The 17,481-nt window shown below is 41.0% G+C and carries 15 protein-coding genes; 12 read left to right on the top strand and 3 right to left on the bottom strand.

The window, feature by feature from the left end; all coding sequences use genetic code 11:
- The first annotated feature begins 148 nt into the window (after window positions 1-148).
- The 6 genes from NPUN_RS08275 to NPUN_RS08250 all read left to right on the top strand — a co-directional run bounded on the left by NPUN_RS08275 (window position 149) and on the right by NPUN_RS08250 (window position 8,750).
- On the top strand, window positions 149-859 hold the full coding sequence (locus NPUN_RS08275) for a response regulator transcription factor (protein WP_012408335.1): 711 nt from the start codon (window positions 149-151) through the stop codon (window positions 857-859).
- 221 nt (window positions 860-1,080) lie between these two features.
- Window positions 1,081-2,973: a sensor histidine kinase gene (locus tag NPUN_RS08270; protein WP_041565268.1), complete on the top strand. Its 1,893-nt coding sequence runs from the start codon at window positions 1,081-1,083 to the stop codon at window positions 2,971-2,973.
- Window positions 2,974-3,218: 245 nt separating this feature from the next.
- Window positions 3,219-3,950, top strand: coding sequence for a DUF928 domain-containing protein (locus tag NPUN_RS08265; RefSeq protein ID WP_012408333.1), 732 nt, complete (start codon window positions 3,219-3,221; stop codon window positions 3,948-3,950).
- A gap of 100 nt (window positions 3,951-4,050) precedes the next feature.
- Window positions 4,051-7,398 (top strand): two-partner secretion domain-containing protein, encoded by a 3,348-nt coding sequence (locus NPUN_RS08260; RefSeq protein ID WP_012408332.1) that lies wholly within the window; start codon window positions 4,051-4,053, stop codon window positions 7,396-7,398.
- A 94-nt stretch (window positions 7,399-7,492) separates the two neighbouring features.
- Window positions 7,493-8,347: a uroporphyrinogen-III synthase gene (locus NPUN_RS08255; protein WP_041566001.1), complete on the top strand. Its 855-nt coding sequence runs from the start codon at window positions 7,493-7,495 to the stop codon at window positions 8,345-8,347.
- A 103-nt stretch (window positions 8,348-8,450) separates the two neighbouring features.
- Window positions 8,451-8,750 (top strand): 2Fe-2S iron-sulfur cluster-binding protein, encoded by a 300-nt coding sequence (locus NPUN_RS08250; protein ID WP_012408330.1) that lies wholly within the window; start codon window positions 8,451-8,453, stop codon window positions 8,748-8,750.
- Window positions 8,751-9,000: 250 nt separating this feature from the next.
- On the opposite strand, the gene NPUN_RS08245 is transcribed toward NPUN_RS08250, so the two are convergent.
- Window positions 9,001-9,441 (bottom strand): Hsp20/alpha crystallin family protein, encoded by a 441-nt coding sequence (locus tag NPUN_RS08245; protein ID WP_012408329.1) that lies wholly within the window; start codon window positions 9,439-9,441, stop codon window positions 9,001-9,003.
- A gap of 629 nt (window positions 9,442-10,070) precedes the next feature.
- Here NPUN_RS08245 and NPUN_RS08240 point away from each other — a divergent pair.
- Window positions 10,071-10,391 (top strand): DMT family transporter, encoded by a 321-nt coding sequence (locus NPUN_RS08240; RefSeq protein ID WP_012408328.1) that lies wholly within the window; start codon window positions 10,071-10,073, stop codon window positions 10,389-10,391.
- 329 nt (window positions 10,392-10,720) lie between these two features.
- Here the strand turns inward: NPUN_RS08240 and NPUN_RS08235 are convergent, their stop codons facing one another.
- The gene (locus NPUN_RS08235; RefSeq protein WP_012408327.1) at window positions 10,721-11,788 is read right to left on the bottom strand and encodes a FecCD family ABC transporter permease; all 1,068 of its coding nucleotides are present in this window, start codon (window positions 11,786-11,788) and stop codon (window positions 10,721-10,723) included.
- A gap of 54 nt (window positions 11,789-11,842) precedes the next feature.
- Between NPUN_RS08235 and NPUN_RS43040 the strand changes: the two genes are divergently transcribed.
- Complete coding sequence (locus tag NPUN_RS43040) at window positions 11,843-12,130, top strand: hypothetical protein (protein WP_041565267.1); 288 nt, start codon at window positions 11,843-11,845, stop codon at window positions 12,128-12,130.
- Here NPUN_RS43040 and NPUN_RS08225 read toward each other — a convergent pair.
- The gene (locus NPUN_RS08225) at window positions 12,122-12,745 is read right to left on the bottom strand and encodes a 4Fe-4S single cluster domain-containing protein (RefSeq protein WP_012408326.1); all 624 of its coding nucleotides are present in this window, start codon (window positions 12,743-12,745) and stop codon (window positions 12,122-12,124) included. The genes NPUN_RS43040 and NPUN_RS08225 overlap by 9 nt on opposite strands.
- 182 nt (window positions 12,746-12,927) lie before the next feature.
- Between NPUN_RS08225 and NPUN_RS08220 the strand changes: the two genes are divergently transcribed.
- The 4 genes from NPUN_RS08220 (at window position 12,928) to NPUN_RS08205 (ending at window position 17,474) form a co-directional block, all read left to right on the top strand.
- Window positions 12,928-14,121, top strand: a complete 1,194-nt coding sequence (locus tag NPUN_RS08220) for an NAD(P)/FAD-dependent oxidoreductase (RefSeq protein ID WP_012408325.1) — start codon at window positions 12,928-12,930, stop codon at window positions 14,119-14,121.
- A 263-nt stretch (window positions 14,122-14,384) separates the two neighbouring features.
- Entirely contained in the window at window positions 14,385-15,029 is a 645-nt protein-coding gene (locus NPUN_RS08215) for an HAD-IA family hydrolase (RefSeq protein ID WP_012408324.1), read from the top strand.
- Between the two features lie 89 nt (window positions 15,030-15,118).
- Window positions 15,119-16,267: an alkaline phosphatase family protein gene (locus NPUN_RS08210; RefSeq protein ID WP_012408323.1), complete on the top strand. Its 1,149-nt coding sequence runs from the start codon at window positions 15,119-15,121 to the stop codon at window positions 16,265-16,267.
- Between the two features lie 346 nt (window positions 16,268-16,613).
- On the top strand, window positions 16,614-17,474 hold the full coding sequence (locus NPUN_RS08205; RefSeq protein ID WP_012408322.1) for a Tab2/Atab2 family RNA-binding protein: 861 nt from the start codon (window positions 16,614-16,616) through the stop codon (window positions 17,472-17,474).
- Window positions 17,475-17,481 lie beyond the last annotated feature (7 nt).

Below are 17,481 nucleotides of genomic sequence, written 5' to 3'. Positions count from 1 at the left end.
CTTTTCTGCATAGGTAGGGCATTCATCTCAAATTAAAATAGGCGGAGAGTTTAAAGAGGACATTTAAAAGAGTGCTGTTTTAAATATTACCTGCAATAGCCAAGTATTGAGTAGTAAAGCATAAAAAACTTTTAATTTGGATAAAAATATGGTGATGAAAAGTTTGAAAGAACATCAAGTTTATGGGCATTTAAGAATGGAAAAGAAGCTCGGTATTCTTGTTGTTGATGACCACCAACTAATTTTGACTGGTACTCTTGATGTCTTAAGTCGAAAGTATCCTGAAGCTACTATTATCAAGGCTCAGACGGCAAAAGATACATTTTCTCAAGTGCAATGTTACCAGTTTGACTTGATTGTGATGGATTTATCAATTCCCGATCGCCAAGGGGAGACAGCAGAAATTGATACCGGAATTAAGCTGTTGCAAACTTTGCTTAAAGAATATCCCCATCAGAATTTCATAGTGCAAACTAGTTATGTGAAGGCATTAGTCAGAATTAAACACGAGATTGATAATCATCAAGGTGGGTTTGCGATCGCAGATAAAGGATTACCCGAAGATGAAATGCTCATGCGGGTTAATTTAGCACTCCAAGGTGCAACTCACACCAAAGACATCAAAACAGGAATCGAACTCAAGCCGGAATGGTTGGATGTGTTGCGTTTGGCTTTTGAAGAGAGTTTAACAGATAAGGCGATCGCAGACAGAATGTATAAATCGGAGCGAGCGGTACGTACTTACTGGACGAAGATTCAGGATGTTTTGGGGGTGTATCCTGAAGACTGCAAGCAAAGTGGTAAGAATATGCGAATCCTCACCGAAATTCGTTCCCGTGAAGAAGGTTTAATTGATTAATTACAGCTATTTTCACTCACAGCACTGCATGTATCTGAACCACATCCGTTGTAGGGGAAATTCATGAATTGCCTCTACAACGGCTGGTCTATTTATCTGAAAATAGCTGTAAATAGACTACATGCTAGAGGTATAGCATTGCTGTGCATCTACAACAAATTTCGTTCAAATACTTTAAATATGCTGTAAATATAGGGAAAATTAATCCTAAATTAAATTAAATGAGAAGGGGAATCTGGAATCGTATTTGCCAAGAATTTGGGTTGTGGTCGCTGGCTGCACCTCCAGGGATTATAGTCCTATTTGTGGTGATGTTGATCCGAATAACTGGGGGAATGCAATCTTGGGAATGGATGCTTCTCGATACGATGTTACGTCTACGTCCGGTAGAAAAACTTGATGAACGTGTAGTAATTGTGGGTATCGATGAAAAGGATATTGCATGGATTAAGCAGTATCCAATTCCAGATGAGAAGATTGCAGAGTTGCTCACCAAGCTGGAAACTTATAAACCCCTAGCTATTGGTTTGGATATCTTCAAAAATGTTCCTGTTGAACCTGGTGGCGAACAACTAGCGCATATATTACGGTCAAATTCTAATATTATTGGCATTGAAAAAATTTTACCCCCGGCAGAAACTTCACCACCCCAGAGCTTGCGACCCGAAGGAGTTGGGTTTGTTGATTTACCTAATGATGAGGATAGCAAAAATCGACGCTATTTGTTGTATACGCCGAATCCTAAAAATATCAACGAAGATAAATATTCTTTAGCATTACGGTTAGTTACTAAGTATTTAAATGCAAAAGGAATTGAGTTGCAAACGGGGAAAAATGACCCGAATACAATCAACTTCCGTGGGATTGAATTACCTCGAATTACCCATAATTTTGGCGGATACGTCAGGGTTGATGATGGGGGATTGTCAATTTTAATGAACTTCCGCAACAGTGAGCAACCTTTTAATGTTGTGTCGCTACGCGATATTCTCAATGGTCAAGTTGATGCAGAATTGCTGCGCGATCGCATTGTGTTAGTTGGCAACCGCAACCTGAGTACAGGAGATGCTATTTATACATCTGCCTTGCCTGGCTTAAAATTAAGCGGTCAAATTTATGGCATTGACTATCACGCTCATGTTATCAGTCAAATTTTGAGTACTGTAATGGATGGTCGCCCAATGTTGCACAGTTGGGGAGATATTGGAGAGTATACATGGATATTGATTTGGGGGTTTTTGCCGATTACGATCGGACGGCTGACCCAATCTGTTTGGAAAAATATACTGAGTGTGAGTGTAGCGGGATTTTGTCTGTTTAGCTGCGGGTATATAATGCTGTGGGTGTGGGGTGTATGGATTCCTGTAACACCGGGTTTGCTTGTATTAGCCGTAAATGGCGTAGGTTTGAGTGCCTTTGCATTTTATCAGCATGATAAATTCTTGCGATCGCAAATTCACGAACGTCAAAACACCATTCAAAACACTTTTACCGTAATTCATAATGGCCCTTTGCAAACCCTCGCTTATGGATTAAAGCATCTACGTGCTAAAGATATCTCCTACGAGCAATTGCTAGGACAATTTGAAAAACTCGATCGGGAGATTAGAGAGATTGGCGAATTTCTCAAACTCGAAGCATTAACTACAGAAGAGAGTTTGCGTTTAGGTAGCGGATTAATTCTTGAATTGAATCGACCACTTCACGATTTGTTATATGAAGTTTATTCTAGTACCTTAGAACGGAAGGATTTTGAAAATTTTAAAACATTAAAAGTTAAAATTCGCAATTTTGACCCAATTGATGATAAATATTTAAGTATGGAAGACAAACGCGGAGTTTGCCTTTTTTTGGAAGAAGCTTTGTGTAATGTTGGCAAACATGCCCAAGGAGTCAAGCGTGTAGAAGCATCAGGTGTTTGTAGTTTAAATAACTATAAATTGTCCGTCAAAGATAATGGTTCGGGAATCACATCAAAACTAGAAAATAAAGGCACAAAGCATTCTAAAATACTTGCTCAACAATTAAGAGGAGAATTTCGACGCGAATCACTTTCTCCTTGCGGGACTATCTGTGAACTTAGTTGGAAACTTAAGAGAGAATTTGAGTTTTAAAACTTTATATTCATGATTCAGCTCAGAGAATGTTTAAAAAGTACCAAATTGTATCACTATCCCTCCTATCTCCCCTAAAAAATGGGGGAATAAGCAATCAAAGTCCTCCTTTTTAAGAAGGATTTAGGAGGATCTAAAACTATTTGATACATAACTAGCAACTTTTAAAACAATCTCTCATAGAAATGGGAAAAAATTAAGAATTTAAAAAGTTTCAGATAACCCTACAATCAACAACATCTACCATGAGTCATCAACATATTGGATTTTGGCGAAATAACCGCAGACTTACAAGCTTAGTTGTGGGCATGGTTTTTTTAATGACAGCAGTGCCAGCATTTGCTGAGTTTAAACCACGCGATCGCAAACCAGCTAGCGGACATTCCCGTGCAGGTGGTTCCCGTGGATGTCCAAGTAACGGCAGTATACCTCTGACACCGCTTGCACCTCAGACATATATTGGTAAAACCACTTCCACCCGTCCAATGTTAGCTTGGTATATGTCAAGTTCCCAAAATGTGCGATTCCGATTGGCTGAATTTGATTCAAGCAACAACCCTAAACAAATTGGCAAAGTTCAAGAAATACCCACAATAGTCGGGGTTAACAAGCTAGAACTTCCCCGCGACTACCCCGAACTCACAGTGGGCAAAACATATTCATGGCAAATCTCAATTGACTGTGAAAATGGCGCGATTGTTAGACGTGCAGAATTTACCGTTATCGATCCTCAACCACTTGCTAAAAACCAATTTACTAGCATTTCCGAAAGCGTAAATTATTATGCTGAAAACGATCTATGGTATGAAGCACTCCAAGAAGCATTGAAAGGAACTGATAATGGTAAACTAGGGCAGATCGGGGCAACTTTAGTTAAAAACCTTGCAGAGTCCGAAATATTGATAGGTAAAGACGTAGATCAAAAAAATACTCAGCAACGCATCGAATATCTCCAAAAGATTGTTAGCGATCGCTAACTGGAAAAATTCTGCGAATAGAAATGATGATTTAGATCCCCAACTTCGTAAAAGTTTTTGGGGATCTGGGCAGTAATAGAAAAATAGGGCGTTCAAAATTATGAAAATTTTGCGGTTTAGCGTCGCAGGATGGTTGGGGTGCGTGGGAGCAGTTGCAGTTTCTATTCATCCTGCTTTTGCTCAGTTAACTCCCGATAACAGCTTGGGGAAAGAGCGATCGCAAGTCATTCCTTTCGATCGAAATAATGACATTATCGATGGCGGTGCGGCTCGTAGTAGTAACCTATTTCACAGCTTTCAAGATTTTAACGTCGGTGTTGGTCGAGGCGTTTATTTCGCCAATCCAGACGGGATAACAAATATTTTTTCTCGCGTTACTGGTGGTAATTCATCTAACATTTTTGGGAGATTGGGAGTATTAGGCGATGCAAATTTGTTTTTGCTAAATCCCAATGGCATTGTGTTTGGTAAAAATGCCAGTTTAGATATACAAGGTTCTTTTTTGGGGACAACAGCAAATAGTTTAATTTTTCCCAATGGGGTAGAGTTTAGCGCTACAAATCCACAACCGCAGCCATTGTTGAGTATCAATGTACCTGTTGGTTTGCAGTTTGGTTCACAATCTGGAAATATTACTAGCCAAGCAGTAATTCTGAATTCACAGGGAAATATTGTTGATGCTTTACGTGTTGGCTCTGGTAGCACACTAGCACTTATTGGCGGTGAAATCACCTTGGATGGTAGTTATTTGTTTACTCAAAATGGACAAGTTAAATTGGGAGCAGTTGGGATAGATACAACTGTTGGCCTAAATGTCAAGGGTTCCTCATTGGGTTTTAAATTACCAGAAAATTTCGGACGCGCACCCATCAACTTAACAAATGACAGCTTTATCGTTGCAACTGGAAATAGTGCAATTGAATTATTTGGGGGTCAGATTGGCTTAAATAGTTCATTTATTTTTGGTAGCAATGGCGGCTCAATTTTTGTTGATGCGACTCAATTGAATTTAGATAACGGCGCTGGAATTCAGAGTGGTACTACTGGTACAGCGAAGGGTGGTGATATTCAAATTCAAGCTAGCAATGCAGTAACTCTTGCTAACAGCAGTACGATTTTATCTGCTAGTAGCGCTTCTGCTACGGGTGGGGGTGGCGACATTAGCATCAATGCCGGGAAAATCGCAATTACTGGAGATGGAATAGCAGAAAATAGCGGTATTCTCTCTGCATTGAGTTTTGGCCAAGGCAGTGGAGGGAACCTGACTTTAAATGCTACGGACTCGGTTAATATCAATGGTGGCTTTGTCTCTGTTGGGTCTGGAGGTGCAGGTAATGCAGGAAACTTGACTGTGCGATCAACAGATGCTGTCAATATCACTGATAAAGGCTCTTTAAGACTCGGAAGCTTAAGTTCGGGTTCAACAGGTAATCTGCGGATTGAAACAGGCACTTTGCGACTTCAAAATAATTTATTAGGGGAGGGAGTAACAGCAACTGGATCTGGTGGTGGAAATGTCGGTTCTATTTTCATTCAGGCTCGGAATGCCGTTGAGGTGACTAAAAGTAATATATCTACAGGTATTGCTACACCATTTGGAAGTACAACTCAAGCAACAGCAGGGGATATTACCATTGAAACCCAGCGACTCAGTCTCAAAGATGCGGGTTATATCAGTACAGATACTTCTAGCAGTGCAAATGCAGCTAACATTTTTATTAAAGCTAGTGAATACGTAGAGATTAGCGGTTTCTCTAGCAATGTATCAAGCAGTACATCTTCTGGTTCAGGAAATGGAGGTAATGTAGCAATTGAAACACCGCGAGTCACTGTCAGTCAAGGAGGAAATATAAGGAGCACATCCACTAGAAGCAGTGGTAATGCCGGGAATATTACTATCCGCGCCAAAGATGTAGAATTGGATGGGTTTATTTTCGTACCTAAAGAACAGTTGTTGGCTAGACTAGACCAAGTTGCTGCGGAAGAATTTTTGTCTGAGCCTCTAACACAAGAAATTCTGTCTCGGTTCGGGGGTTTTTATGAGATAAGTAACTTATCCTCGAATGTTACTGGAAGTAATACCGATGTCCGAGGTGGCACAATAACTATTGACACGGAAAGGTTGCGATTGAGTAATGGTGGAAATATATCAACCTCAGTGTTATTGGGGCAGGGACAAGGGGGTAATTTGGTGGTTCATGCTACTGATTCTATTGATATTAATGGGGTTGGTGGAGAAGGATTAAATGGTTCAGCACCATCAGGTTTATTTGCCGAATTACAAACGCGAGGAATTGGTTCTGGGGGAAACATTGACGTTATAACAGGACGCTTAAACCTTAGCAATAACGGACAAATTTCTGCCTCTACATTCGGTCAAGGTAATGCGGGAAATATTGGGATTAATGCCAATCAAATTGATTTACGCGGAAGTAGTAGTATCAGAACTCAGGTTGACAGTGAAGCTAAAGGCAATGCAGGCAATATCAGCATCAAAACTCAACTATTAAATGTACAAGAAGAATCACAGATATCATCAGCAACTCAGGGAAATGGAAACGCAGGTAATTTAACGGTAAAAGCTGATAACATTATCCTGACTGGTTCAGATAGTGAGTTTGCAGATGGATTACTATCATCAGTTGACGAAGGGGCTAATGGTAAAGGTGGTGATATAGATATTACTACCAATCGCCTGATTGTACGTGATGATGCTGAAATTGTTTCCGGCAGCATCGGTACGGGTGACGCTGGAAATATTAGAATTAAGGCTAATTTTCTGGAAATTATTGGTAAAGGTAGCGGTATTGCTTCTTTCACAAATACAGGTAATGGTGGTAATATCACCCTCGATATCAATGGTTTATTATTTTTGCGCGATCGCGGTTTAATTTCAACCACCGCAGGTAGAAGCCAAGCTGGTGGAAATGGCGGTAACATCAATATCAACTCTAGATTTATCGTCGCCATCCCCGAAGAAAACAGCGACATCAGCGCCAATGCATACACTGGTTCCGGTGGGAAAGTCCAAATCAACTCGCAAGGTATCTTTGGTATCGAGTCGCGGACAAAGCTGACCGAAAAAAGTGATATTACTGCAAGTTCTCAATTAGGTGTTTCAGGTATCACTAATATTAACGCACCCGATACCAGTTCCATTCAAAACAGTTTTACTGGAGCATCTCCAAACGTCATCGATACCAATGCACTCATCGCCAATAGTTGCATTTCACGCAGTTCCAAGCAAGGTGGTACATTCTTCATCACTGGTTCTGGTGCTTTACGTAATAGTCCAGGGAGTGGATTAATTTCAGCATATTCTACTGGTAAAGTGCGTAATATTGAACCAACATCACGTGCTTGGAAAAAAGGCGACCCTATTATCGAAGCAGAAGGGCTTTATCGACTGGCTAATGGAAAGTTGCTACTCAGTCGAGGATGCCGGTGAAGAAGTCAGGAATTTATCTGTTGCTGTCAACCCCATCTAAATCCCAATGCTTATTTTGGATAAGGTTGAGCTTATATCATTTATTGATAAACAAATGCACAGCCAATCAAAACAACTCAACATACTTACTCCATCTAGAGAGTTACCTCTATATGGCAAGAGAATTTTAGTAACAGCACCGAGAAATTATGCTTATAGGTTATCTGAACAAATTATCAAACAAGGTGGTTTACCTGTTTTCATGCCTACTATCGAAACCTGCTATTTATCAAACTACGCTAAGTTAGATGCTGCTCTCAACCATATAGCTGAATTTGATTGGATTGTCTTCACAAGTAGAAATGGCATCACTGCATTTTTTCACCGGATGAATGATTTAAATATTCCTGTATCTGTGGTAGAAAAATGCCAATTATGTGCTTTGGGAAAAGATGCAGAAAGCCTATTGTCTTTTTGTGGCAAGGTAGATTTAATTCCAACAGAATCTAGTCCAGCCGGAATTGTGGCGGAATTAGCGAAAATTCCGCAAATTCATAACAAAAAAGTGCTGATACCTGCACCAGAAGTTGTTGGTTTGCCTGAGCCTGATGTTGTACCCAATTTAATTACGGATTTGCAGCAATTGGGCACAGAAGTAATTCGCGTACCCACATATATTACACAGGGCTTAAACACAAGTATCTATAGTATTGAATTAAACCTGATACATCAAGGAATGATTGATGTCATTGCCTTTAGTAGCACGGCGGAAGTAGAAAGCTTTTTGACAATGGTCAACTCGCAAAGTGACTATGAAGGTTGCATTGTTGCATGTTTTGGCCCTTATACAACTGCCAATGCGCGAAAGTTGGGTGTGAATGTCTCCATCGTGTCTAGGGACTATAGTTCATTTGAGGGATTTGCTGAAGCGATCGCAGAATTTTTTACTCTCACTTCCAATTCACACTAAGCACTTCAGGATGTAGAGTAATCAACCACATTTAACTCTAGACTAGCAGCACATAAACCCGTAGGATCAACAATGTAGTTCAGATTTAGCTAGGGATTGTTACATGGCAACTTATAAAGTCACATTAAAGACTCCAGATGAAGAAAAAACTATTGAAGTTTCTGAAGATGATTACATCTTAGAGATCGCTAACGAAGAAAATGACATGGACTTGCCTTATTCATGTAATGCTGGTTCTTGCTCAACCTGCGCTGGTAAGCTGATTTCAGGTACAGTTGACCAATCAGATCAAAACTTCTTAGACGACGATCAAATAGACGCAGGATGGGTTCTCACCTGCGTTGCCAAGCCAACTTCTGACTGTGTAATCCTAACCAATCAAGAAGATGAGCTTAACGGTTAACTAAGAAATGTAGATTTAATAAAGAGCAAATATTGTAAGGTAAGTTAGAACATTTGTCCTAGCGCACCTAAAATCTGATGTAATGTCGTACTCTTGGCGATAACACACTCTACAAGATTTAAAATTTTGCACTTTCCTAATAAATCTATATAGCCTCAGTTAGTCACACTAAAAAGCGCTCTCCAAAAAGGGAGCGCTTTTTATTTAGTTTAATAAATAGCTAGCAGATATAAAGCAGAAATTAGCCAGATTATGCTAGATTAACTTTGACGACTTTGTTCTTTTCTTCTTCAGCTTTGGGTAGCGTTAGGTTCAAGATGCCATCTTTATAATCTGCCTTGACGTTAGTATTTTGAATCCGAGTAGGTAAAGGAATTACACGTTGGAATTTACCGTAGTGGAATTCGCTCTTGATTACACCTTTCTCTTCAGATTTAGCTTCAGACTTCCGCTCACCACTGAGGTATACAGCATTTTCTGTAACTTGCAAATCCAGGTCTTTAGTCTCAATTCCTGGAAGTTCCACTTTTAGATGAATTGCATCTTCAGTTTCTTTTAACTCAGCAGCAGGAACTCTAGAGTAGCCTCTCTCTAAAAATGCAGATGGTAAAGTTTCTTCATCAAATAAACGATTGATTTGACGTTGTATTGTGTTCAATTCTTGCCAGGGGTTCAAACGTACTAATGCCATCTTTCTACCTCGTATAATCAGTATGTTTGCTGTTCGACTAATTGAGGATTTGTTTCCTTGCTTTTCATAGTATTTAAAAATAAAAGTGGTGTAAATTCGGTTTTTATCACATGATTTATGATGATTACCGAACCACAATAAATGTAGGGTAATCTGAACTAGAGAGGTTCGGTAAACTCGACAAGAGAGACTTGAATTTAATAATTCTCTAATTTATAATTTATAAAATGTGCTTGTAATACCAATTCTCTATGAAGATGCACATAACAAAACCCCCCTGTAGTCCCACCTTGGCAAGGGGGGACGGCGACAGCCGGGGGGTAAATATATGCAGCTTCACAAAAAAACGGTATAAGCTAATATTAGGTAGATAGATACCTAGCTTATTTGAGAAGCCAAGCATCGGAATTAATAACCTATTTGTTAGTAACAATAATATACCTAATACATTTTAGATTGTTCCTAAATCAGGTTATTTTGCCGCAAGTTTGAACCAGATTATTTTGGGCAGTTTAACAAATAATTGGTATTAGAGGATTTGCTCAATCAATAATATCAATAAAAAGTGTTGTATTTTATTGTTTTCATGGAGATAATAAAAGACTGGTAACAAACCGCTCACAAAAGATATGTCAACAAGTTGGATTTATCTCATCGCAGCAATACTTTTTGAGGTTTCAGGCACAACTTGCATGAAGTTATCAGAAGGATTTACTAAATTAGTCCCTTCAGTATTAATATTTGTTTTTTATGGACTTTGTTTTAGTTTTTTAACTCTTGCTCTCAAGAGACTTGAAGTAAGCGTGGCTTATTCTGTCTGGGCTGGGTTGGGAACTGTCCTAATTGCGATTATTGGTATTATTTGGTTTCGTGAATCAGCTACATTTACCAAAGTTTTGTCGATCGCCCTAATAATTATGGGGGTAATTGGTATAAATGCAAGTAAATAAATAAAAATACCTCGTCAATTTTAAAATTGACGAAGTAAATAAACCAAAGCCGATCATTCTGCTTGTTGCTGTTGTAGTGAATACACCAGCAATTTTTATTATTCCGTTAGCAAAGCAAAATGAGCAGACTTAGCCAAATGCTTTTAAAAGTATAGTAAAGCTCGGTATATATAGCCCACAAGTAATTTACTTTTAATACTTTACCAAAGACAACCAAACTTATACAGCCAATTTGGCAGGTTTTTTATACACTTAGGCGTAAAGGATATTATTTTATAGTCTCAACCTAAGCTAGAAAACAATTTTGGCTTTAATCTAAGCGGATTAGCTCAAAATTTATTAAACCCAGCAGAACGACGATAAAGTAACCAGATAAATAGCGGTGAACCCAGCAAAGCGGTGACAGAACCTACTGGTAGTTCTACTGCTCCTAATCTAGAGAGTAAATCTGCAAAAGTCAGTAACCATGCACCGGCAAGGGCGGAAAGCGGTAGAACAAAGCGATGATCTGTACCAACAATGAGGCGGACACCGTGGGGGACAACAAGACCAACAAATCCAATCAAACCACTGATGCTGACTGCACCTGCGGCTAAGAGAGTGGCGACACCACCAATTAACAAGCGCGATCGCGTCAACGAAACCCCCAAACCCACAGCCAAATCATCGCCCAAAGCCAGCACATTTACCGATCGCGCCAGTAAGCATCCCCCGATCAATGCAACAATAATGTAAGGGCCAGCCGTCGAAATTTCTTGCCAACCGCGTCCATTAAGACTACCAACCAGCCAACTGAGCGCAATTTGAATTTGACCATCTTCAGCTAAAAGCAGCAATGTACTTTGTACTGCACCAAACAAAGAACTCACCGCCACACCGCCTAAAATCAACCGCTCAACCGAAATTCCCGAACCCGCACGACCGAGTAAAATAACGATCGCAGAAGTCAAAATTGCCCCCATCCACGCTGCTAAAGGAATTGCGATCGGGAATATTTGCCACACAATCATCACAATCACAATTAATCCAGCACCCGCAGAAATCCCCAAAATAAATGGATCGGCAAGACTATTTCGTAACATCCCTTGCAGTAATGCTCCTGACATTCCCAAAGCTGCGCCGACAATGAGAGCAGCCGTAATGCGTGGGAGACGTAAATCCCAAAGAATTGTCTGTTTAACCGGATCGCCTTTGTGGAGTATGGCTTGCCAAAATTCCGACATACTTAAAGGTACTGCTCCTTGAGAAAGCGACAGCGCTAGTGTTATCACCAGTGCTGCACTAAGGAGTAAAACAGCCCAAAGTACGCGGTGTTCAGTAAAAATTGTCTTAAATGGTTTAGTCAAATTTAGATATGCATTTTTTTTAAATATAATGCGTCTCAAACACAGATGCATTGGGCATTAGGCAGGAGGGAGGGGAGTTAAAACTTAGACGTTGAGCCTCAAAAGATGAAAGTTGAGCTTCTGAAGGTGGAAGTTGAGCCTCAGAAGGTGAACGTTGAGCCTCAGAAGGTGAACGTTGAGCCTCAGAAGGTGGACGTTGAGCTTCTGAAGGTGAACGTTGAGCTTCTGAAGGTGAACGTTGAACCTCAGAAGGTGAGCGTTGAGCCTCAGAAGGTGAACGTTGAGCCTCAGAAGGTGAACGTTGAGCCTCAGAAGGTGAACGTTGAACCTCAGAAGCTCAACTTTCAAGTTTTAACTCCCTCCTATCGACCTACTTCTGCGCCTCTACGTTAATTCCAGTCCACCTTGATAACCAGTGACAATGCGGCCACCATCCTTGAGGATGTGGACTTCTATCTGATCGCTAGCCCAAGTAATTTGGTCTTGGAAAGCCGGGTTTAAGACACGAACCCGTTGATTGCTAGAAGAAACTGGAGAGTTAGGAGAATTAATTGCCAGAGATTGGACAAAAGGCCCGTCAATTAAGATATCAAGTTGTTCTAACAATTCTTGAGAACCTGGCGGCGCAGATTGAGACTGTAGTTGCTTGAGAGTGAACCCAGAAAAAGACATTATATTTAACCCAGCAGCTTTTACTTTACGAGCTAAAGATGCCAATGCAGTTGCTTGCCAAAATGGTTCTCCACCAGAGAATGTTACACCCATATTGCGTGGATTGCTGAGAATATTCTCGGCAAGGGTATCAACAGCAATCAATTGGTTAGCCTCAAATGACCAGGAGTTAGTATTAAAGCAGCCAGGACACTCACGAAGACAACCTTGTACCCAGACGACTGCACGACAACCAGGGCCATTAACTTCTGACTGATCGACGTAACCCATAATGTTGAGATAGCCAGGGGGAATTTCCATGAGTGCTAGCGATGGGTCAGTTGGCTTAATTTCCATCTCTTCAACTCCTTTTAGCCGTTGCCTGTTAACCGTTAAATATAGCGAATCGACCGTTAGATAACTGTGACCATTAATGATTAATCTCTCAAAAACTTGATGTGATTTTGAAAAGTCCGCTTTAACTGACTAGACTGAAGTTAGTTGCCCAGCTTGTATTGATCCTTTTATAGATAAAATCGATGACTCAACAAAATTCTAGAATTTGTATCCTTGGCGGAGGCTTTGGTGGTCTCTACACAGCCTTGCGCTTAAGCCAATTACCTTGGGAATCTACGCAAAAACCCGAAATTGTTTTGGTAGATCAAAGCGATCGCTTCCTATTCTCCCCTTTACTTTACGAATTACTCACTGGCGAACTGCAAACCTGGGAAATTGCCCCACCCTTTGAAGAACTTTTACAAGGCACAGGCGTGCGTTTTTATCAAGGGGTTGTGTCTGGAATTGACATTGAGCAGCAACGGGTAGACATACATGAAGGGCCAGAAATCCCTTACGATCGCTTAGTACTGGCACTAGGAGGTGAGACACCGCTAGATTTAGTCCCCGGTGCGGCAGCCTACGGCTACCCATTCCGCACAATTTCTGATGCCTATCGCTTAGAAGAACGCCTGCGATTTTTAGAAGAATCGGATGCTGATAAAATTCGGGTAGCAATTATTGGGGCTGGCTACAGTGGTGTAGAGTTAGCCTGTAAGTTAGCCGACAGACTCGGTGAAAGAGGACGCTTTCGGATCGTTGAAATTGCCGATCAAATTTTGCGAACTTCTCCAGAGTTTAACCGGGAAGCAGCAAAAAAAGCTTTAGATGCCCGTGGCGTGTTTCTAGATTTAGAAACCAAAGTCGAATTAATAGAGCAAAATAGCATCACCCTAGAGTACAAAAACCAGTTAGACACGATTCCCGTAGATTTGGTAATTTGGACTGTGGGAAATAAGGTTGCGCCTGTAGTGAAATCTCTTCCCCTCAAGCAAAATCAGCGCGGTCAAATTAACACTACATCCAATCTACAAGTCATCGATCATCCAGAAATCTTTGCTTTGGGAGATTTAGCAGACTGTCATGATGTTGAAGGACAGCAAGTCCCCGCCACGGCACAAGCGGCTTTTCAACAAGCTGATTATACTGCTTGGAATATTTGGGCAAGTCTCACTAATCGTCCTCTCCTTCCTTTCCACTACCAACAGTTAGGAGAAATGATGACATTGGGTAAAAACAATGCCACCCTTACTGGTTTGGGAATTAAACTAGATGGCCCCTTGGCATCCGTCGCTCGTCGGATTGCCTATTTATATAGGTTGCCAACTTTAGACCATCAACTCAAAGTTGGTTTTAATTGGCTAGTGCGTCCAATCATCGAGACACTTTCTAAGTAACTTAATTCGGAATTGGGAATGGGGAACTTGTACTGAGTTTCGACTGCGCTCAACTACCGCGCAGTCGTAAAGCCTGCGGCATAGCTACGCTTAGGGCGCAGCCTCTCGTAGAGAAGTATGGGGAATTGGGACTAATGACAAATGACCAGTAACAATGATTTGGTTTATTTCCGCCAACTTACTTAGGAGATGCTAGACTCTACCCACAGAAGCTTTTAACAAGCCAAAATCTAAAATTCCACATTCAAAATCTTCAAACTTTGATGGAACAACCGAAAGTTATTTTTTTAGATGCTGTGGGTACACTCTTCGATGTTAAAGGCAGTGTGGGTAAAGTTTATAGTCAGATAGCTGAGGAATTTGGTGTGACGGTTCCAGCCGAAACATTGAATAAAGCCTTCATCAAAAGCTTTAAAGCAGCCCCGCCGCCGATATTTCCAGATGCAGAACTCCAAGATATTCCCCAACGCGAGTTTGATTGGTGGCGGATAATTGCCCTGAACACTTTTGAAAGTGCAGGTGTTCTCAAAGAATTTTCTGACTTTTCAGCTTTTTTTAGCGAACTTTACATCCACTTTGGCACTGGCGAACCGTGGTTTGTCTATCCCGATGTCTTACCAGCTTTAATCAACTGGCGGCGGTTGGGAGTTACTTTGGGGGTGCTATCCAATTTTGATTCCCGGATTTATTCAGTATTGCAAAGTTTGGGATTGAGAGAGTTTTTTACCTCCGTCACCATTGCTACCCAGGTACGTGCAGCTAAACCCGATCCTCAAATTTTTGCTATTGCCTTAGATAAACATAAATGTTCCCCAGAGGCAGCATGGCATATTGGCGATAGCGTTGTAGAAGACTACTACGCCGCTAAAGCAGCTGGACTCAGAGGCGTTTGGATCAATCGTGGTTAATAAGGAGATACTTTAGCGATCGCTATTTTTTCTCGAATTTAAACACAACACAGCATATACTCAACAGCTGATAATACTAAATATTAGTTATGTCAGCACACCAAACGCCTCAACAGGTTATTTTTGCGCTTTGTTTACTTAGTTTAAGCCTGACTGCGATCGCTTGCTCATCAAATTCTCAAGTACTCACAAAGACGGAACCCAGCAAAAAAACCATCATAAATGAAAATACCGCACTAGTAGCCTCTGTCCCAACCAAAGAAGATAAAGCAATCCCTAGATACGATCGTATTTTTGTGATTATTGAGGAAAATAAATCCTCCAATCAAATTATTGGCAACTCCAATGCACCAATAATCAATCAACTAGCAAAAACTTACGGTTTTGCTAGCAATTTCTATGCTGAAGTTCATCCTAGCGAGGCTAACTACGTCGCTATGTTAGGTGGTAGTACTTTTGGTATCCATGATGATGATGCTTTTTATTGCCAGATTGGTAGTGCTGACAAGTTTTGTCAGAATTCTCAAAAATCTGACTATGTTAGTCACACTATCGCCTCTAAAAGCTTAATCGACCAACTAGAAGAGAAGGGTCTAACTTGGAAGGGATACTTTGAAGATATTCCCACCCCAGGTTCTAAAGCTGTTGTTGCTCCTAGTCTAAACCGAGCGCTGTATGCCTCAAAACATAACGGTTTTATCAACTTCAAAAAAGTACAAGACGATCCTAATTTGTCAAGTAAAATTGTGGGTTTTGAGCAGCTTGCTACTGACCTAAAAAGCGGCAATGTTCCCAATTATAGTCATATTATATTTAATCAATGCCATGAAATGCACGGTTTACAAGAGTGTCCCGATCTGCAAAAACTAATTAAAACTGGTGACACGATGATTGGTAATGTTGTCAAACAAATCACTACCTCAAAGCTTTGGGCTGCATCAGGGAATAATGCGATCGTCATTACTTGGGATGAAGATAATAATCCACGCGGCAAAAAAGACACTCAAGGTTGTTGCGGTTCTGACCCCAAGAGTAATGCTAACTTTGGTGGTGGTCACATTGCGACCATTGTAATTACTAACCACGGTTCACGGAGTGTAGTGGATAAAACACCCTATAATCACTACTCACTATTGCGAACCACTGAGGATGCTTTTGGAATCTACGAATACCTAAATCTGGCGGGCGATACAGCTAAAGGAGTCAAGCCCATGACACCTCTTTTTACTAAACAATAGATATCAGGGGGACAAGGAGACAAGGCAATACTTGTCGGGTTTTGGGGAAAAGGGAAGGTGGGGTCCCCTCTGGGGATAAGGGGCGGGGGAAAGGGGAAAGAAAAAACCTTTAACCTTTACCCTTTACCCTTTAACCTTTACCCCAAACCCAATGCCGAGTTAAAAATGTTTAACCGAGCAGTATTGGGGGACAAGGGAGAATTATTGAACAAGTTTCTTCCTTGTCTCCCTTGTCTCTTCTCTATGTCCAATGCCCCATTCCAAATTCCCAATGCCCAATGCTGCCCCAACACTCGTATGATCGAGATATCAGGAAAACATAACAGCCAGATTTTTACCGCAAAACATGGGCAGTATTTGGGAAATCGATTTTTACTCCCGTCCGATTTTGGACGATAATCAGAAAAAAATTTGGGAAGTCTTAGTCTGCGAAAGCCCCTTGGATATAGGCACAAAACCAGATTCTTTGTTTCGTTATGCTCAATATTGTCCTAGTACCCAGGTAAACTCGGGCTGGTTGCGGACAGCATTGCAGGAGGCTATTACCCAAGCGGGAAAAGCACCAATTAAAATCCGCTTTTTCCGCCGCCAAATGAACAACATGATTACTAAAGCCTGCCAAGATGTAGGCATTCCCGCCCAGCCTAGTCGCCGCACTTTGGTTCTTAACCAATGGCTAGAAGAGCGTATGAAGGAAGTCTATCCTCAAGAACCGGGGTATCAAGGGGGGACTAATCCCTCAGTCCGCTTGGAGAAACCTTTGCCGCAACGTTTACCAGATGCTTTGGAAGGGCAACAGTGGGTATTTGTTACCTTAGATGCTGCGGATTTGGCTGAAATGCCAGAGTGGGAAATTGGTTTTGGTGAAGCTTTCCCTTTAGAATTGGCGAAAGTTTCACCCGAAGCCCGTATTCCTGGTATTTTGATTTTCTCACCGAGAGCCTTGCCCTTGGCTGGCTGGATGTCTGGTTTGGAGTTGGCTTTCTTAAGATTTGACACCAGTGAAGAGGCGAGATTGCTTTTAGAAACGGGTGTTAATGAAAGCTGGATTGTGGCAAATATCAAAAAACCTCAAGTCTTGGCAGAGGCTAAAGGTTTTGAAGAAGCCAAGCAAAAAGCTAACGGAGTGCATTTTATTGGTATACAGTCCGATCCCAAAGCACAATCTTTTGCTGGTTTTTGGCTTTTGCAAGAGGTTAATCTTTGAAGATGGG

Origin of the sequence: Nostoc punctiforme PCC 73102 (genome assembly GCF_000020025.1) — a bacterium.
GTDB classification, from domain to species: Bacteria; Cyanobacteriota; Cyanobacteriia; order Cyanobacteriales; family Nostocaceae; genus Nostoc; species Nostoc punctiforme.
Note: the sequence above shows the minus strand (reverse complement) of the source record. Positions and strands in the feature narration are given on the sequence as shown.

What these genes read in the sequence shown, in the direction of transcription:
- NPUN_RS08275 (WP_012408335.1), top strand. Translation starts at nt 149, where the DNA reads ATGGTGATGAAAAGTTTGAAAGAACATCAAGTTTATGGGCATTTAAGA.
- NPUN_RS08270 (WP_041565268.1), top strand. Translation starts at nt 1,081, where the DNA reads ATGAGAAGGGGAATCTGGAATCGTATTTGCCAAGAATTTGGGTTGTGG.
- NPUN_RS08265 (WP_012408333.1), top strand. Translation starts at nt 3,219, where the DNA reads ATGAGTCATCAACATATTGGATTTTGGCGAAATAACCGCAGACTTACA.
- NPUN_RS08260 (WP_012408332.1), top strand. Translation starts at nt 4,051, where the DNA reads ATGAAAATTTTGCGGTTTAGCGTCGCAGGATGGTTGGGGTGCGTGGGA.
- NPUN_RS08255 (WP_041566001.1), top strand. Translation starts at nt 7,493, where the DNA reads ATGCACAGCCAATCAAAACAACTCAACATACTTACTCCATCTAGAGAG.
- NPUN_RS08250 (WP_012408330.1), top strand. Translation starts at nt 8,451, where the DNA reads ATGGCAACTTATAAAGTCACATTAAAGACTCCAGATGAAGAAAAAACT.
- NPUN_RS08245 (WP_012408329.1), bottom strand. Translation starts at nt 9,441, where the DNA reads ATGGCATTAGTACGTTTGAACCCCTGGCAAGAATTGAACACAATACAA.
- NPUN_RS08240 (WP_012408328.1), top strand. Translation starts at nt 10,071, where the DNA reads ATGTCAACAAGTTGGATTTATCTCATCGCAGCAATACTTTTTGAGGTT.
- NPUN_RS08235 (WP_012408327.1), bottom strand. Translation starts at nt 11,788, where the DNA reads ATGCATCTGTGTTTGAGACGCATTATATTTAAAAAAAATGCATATCTA.
- NPUN_RS43040 (WP_041565267.1), top strand. Translation starts at nt 11,843, where the DNA reads ATGAAAGTTGAGCTTCTGAAGGTGGAAGTTGAGCCTCAGAAGGTGAAC.
- NPUN_RS08225 (WP_012408326.1), bottom strand. Translation starts at nt 12,745, where the DNA reads ATGGAAATTAAGCCAACTGACCCATCGCTAGCACTCATGGAAATTCCC.
- NPUN_RS08220 (WP_012408325.1), top strand. Translation starts at nt 12,928, where the DNA reads ATGACTCAACAAAATTCTAGAATTTGTATCCTTGGCGGAGGCTTTGGT.
- NPUN_RS08215 (WP_012408324.1), top strand. Translation starts at nt 14,385, where the DNA reads ATGGAACAACCGAAAGTTATTTTTTTAGATGCTGTGGGTACACTCTTC.
- NPUN_RS08210 (WP_012408323.1), top strand. Translation starts at nt 15,119, where the DNA reads ATGTCAGCACACCAAACGCCTCAACAGGTTATTTTTGCGCTTTGTTTA.
- NPUN_RS08205 (WP_012408322.1), top strand. Translation starts at nt 16,614, where the DNA reads ATGGGCAGTATTTGGGAAATCGATTTTTACTCCCGTCCGATTTTGGAC.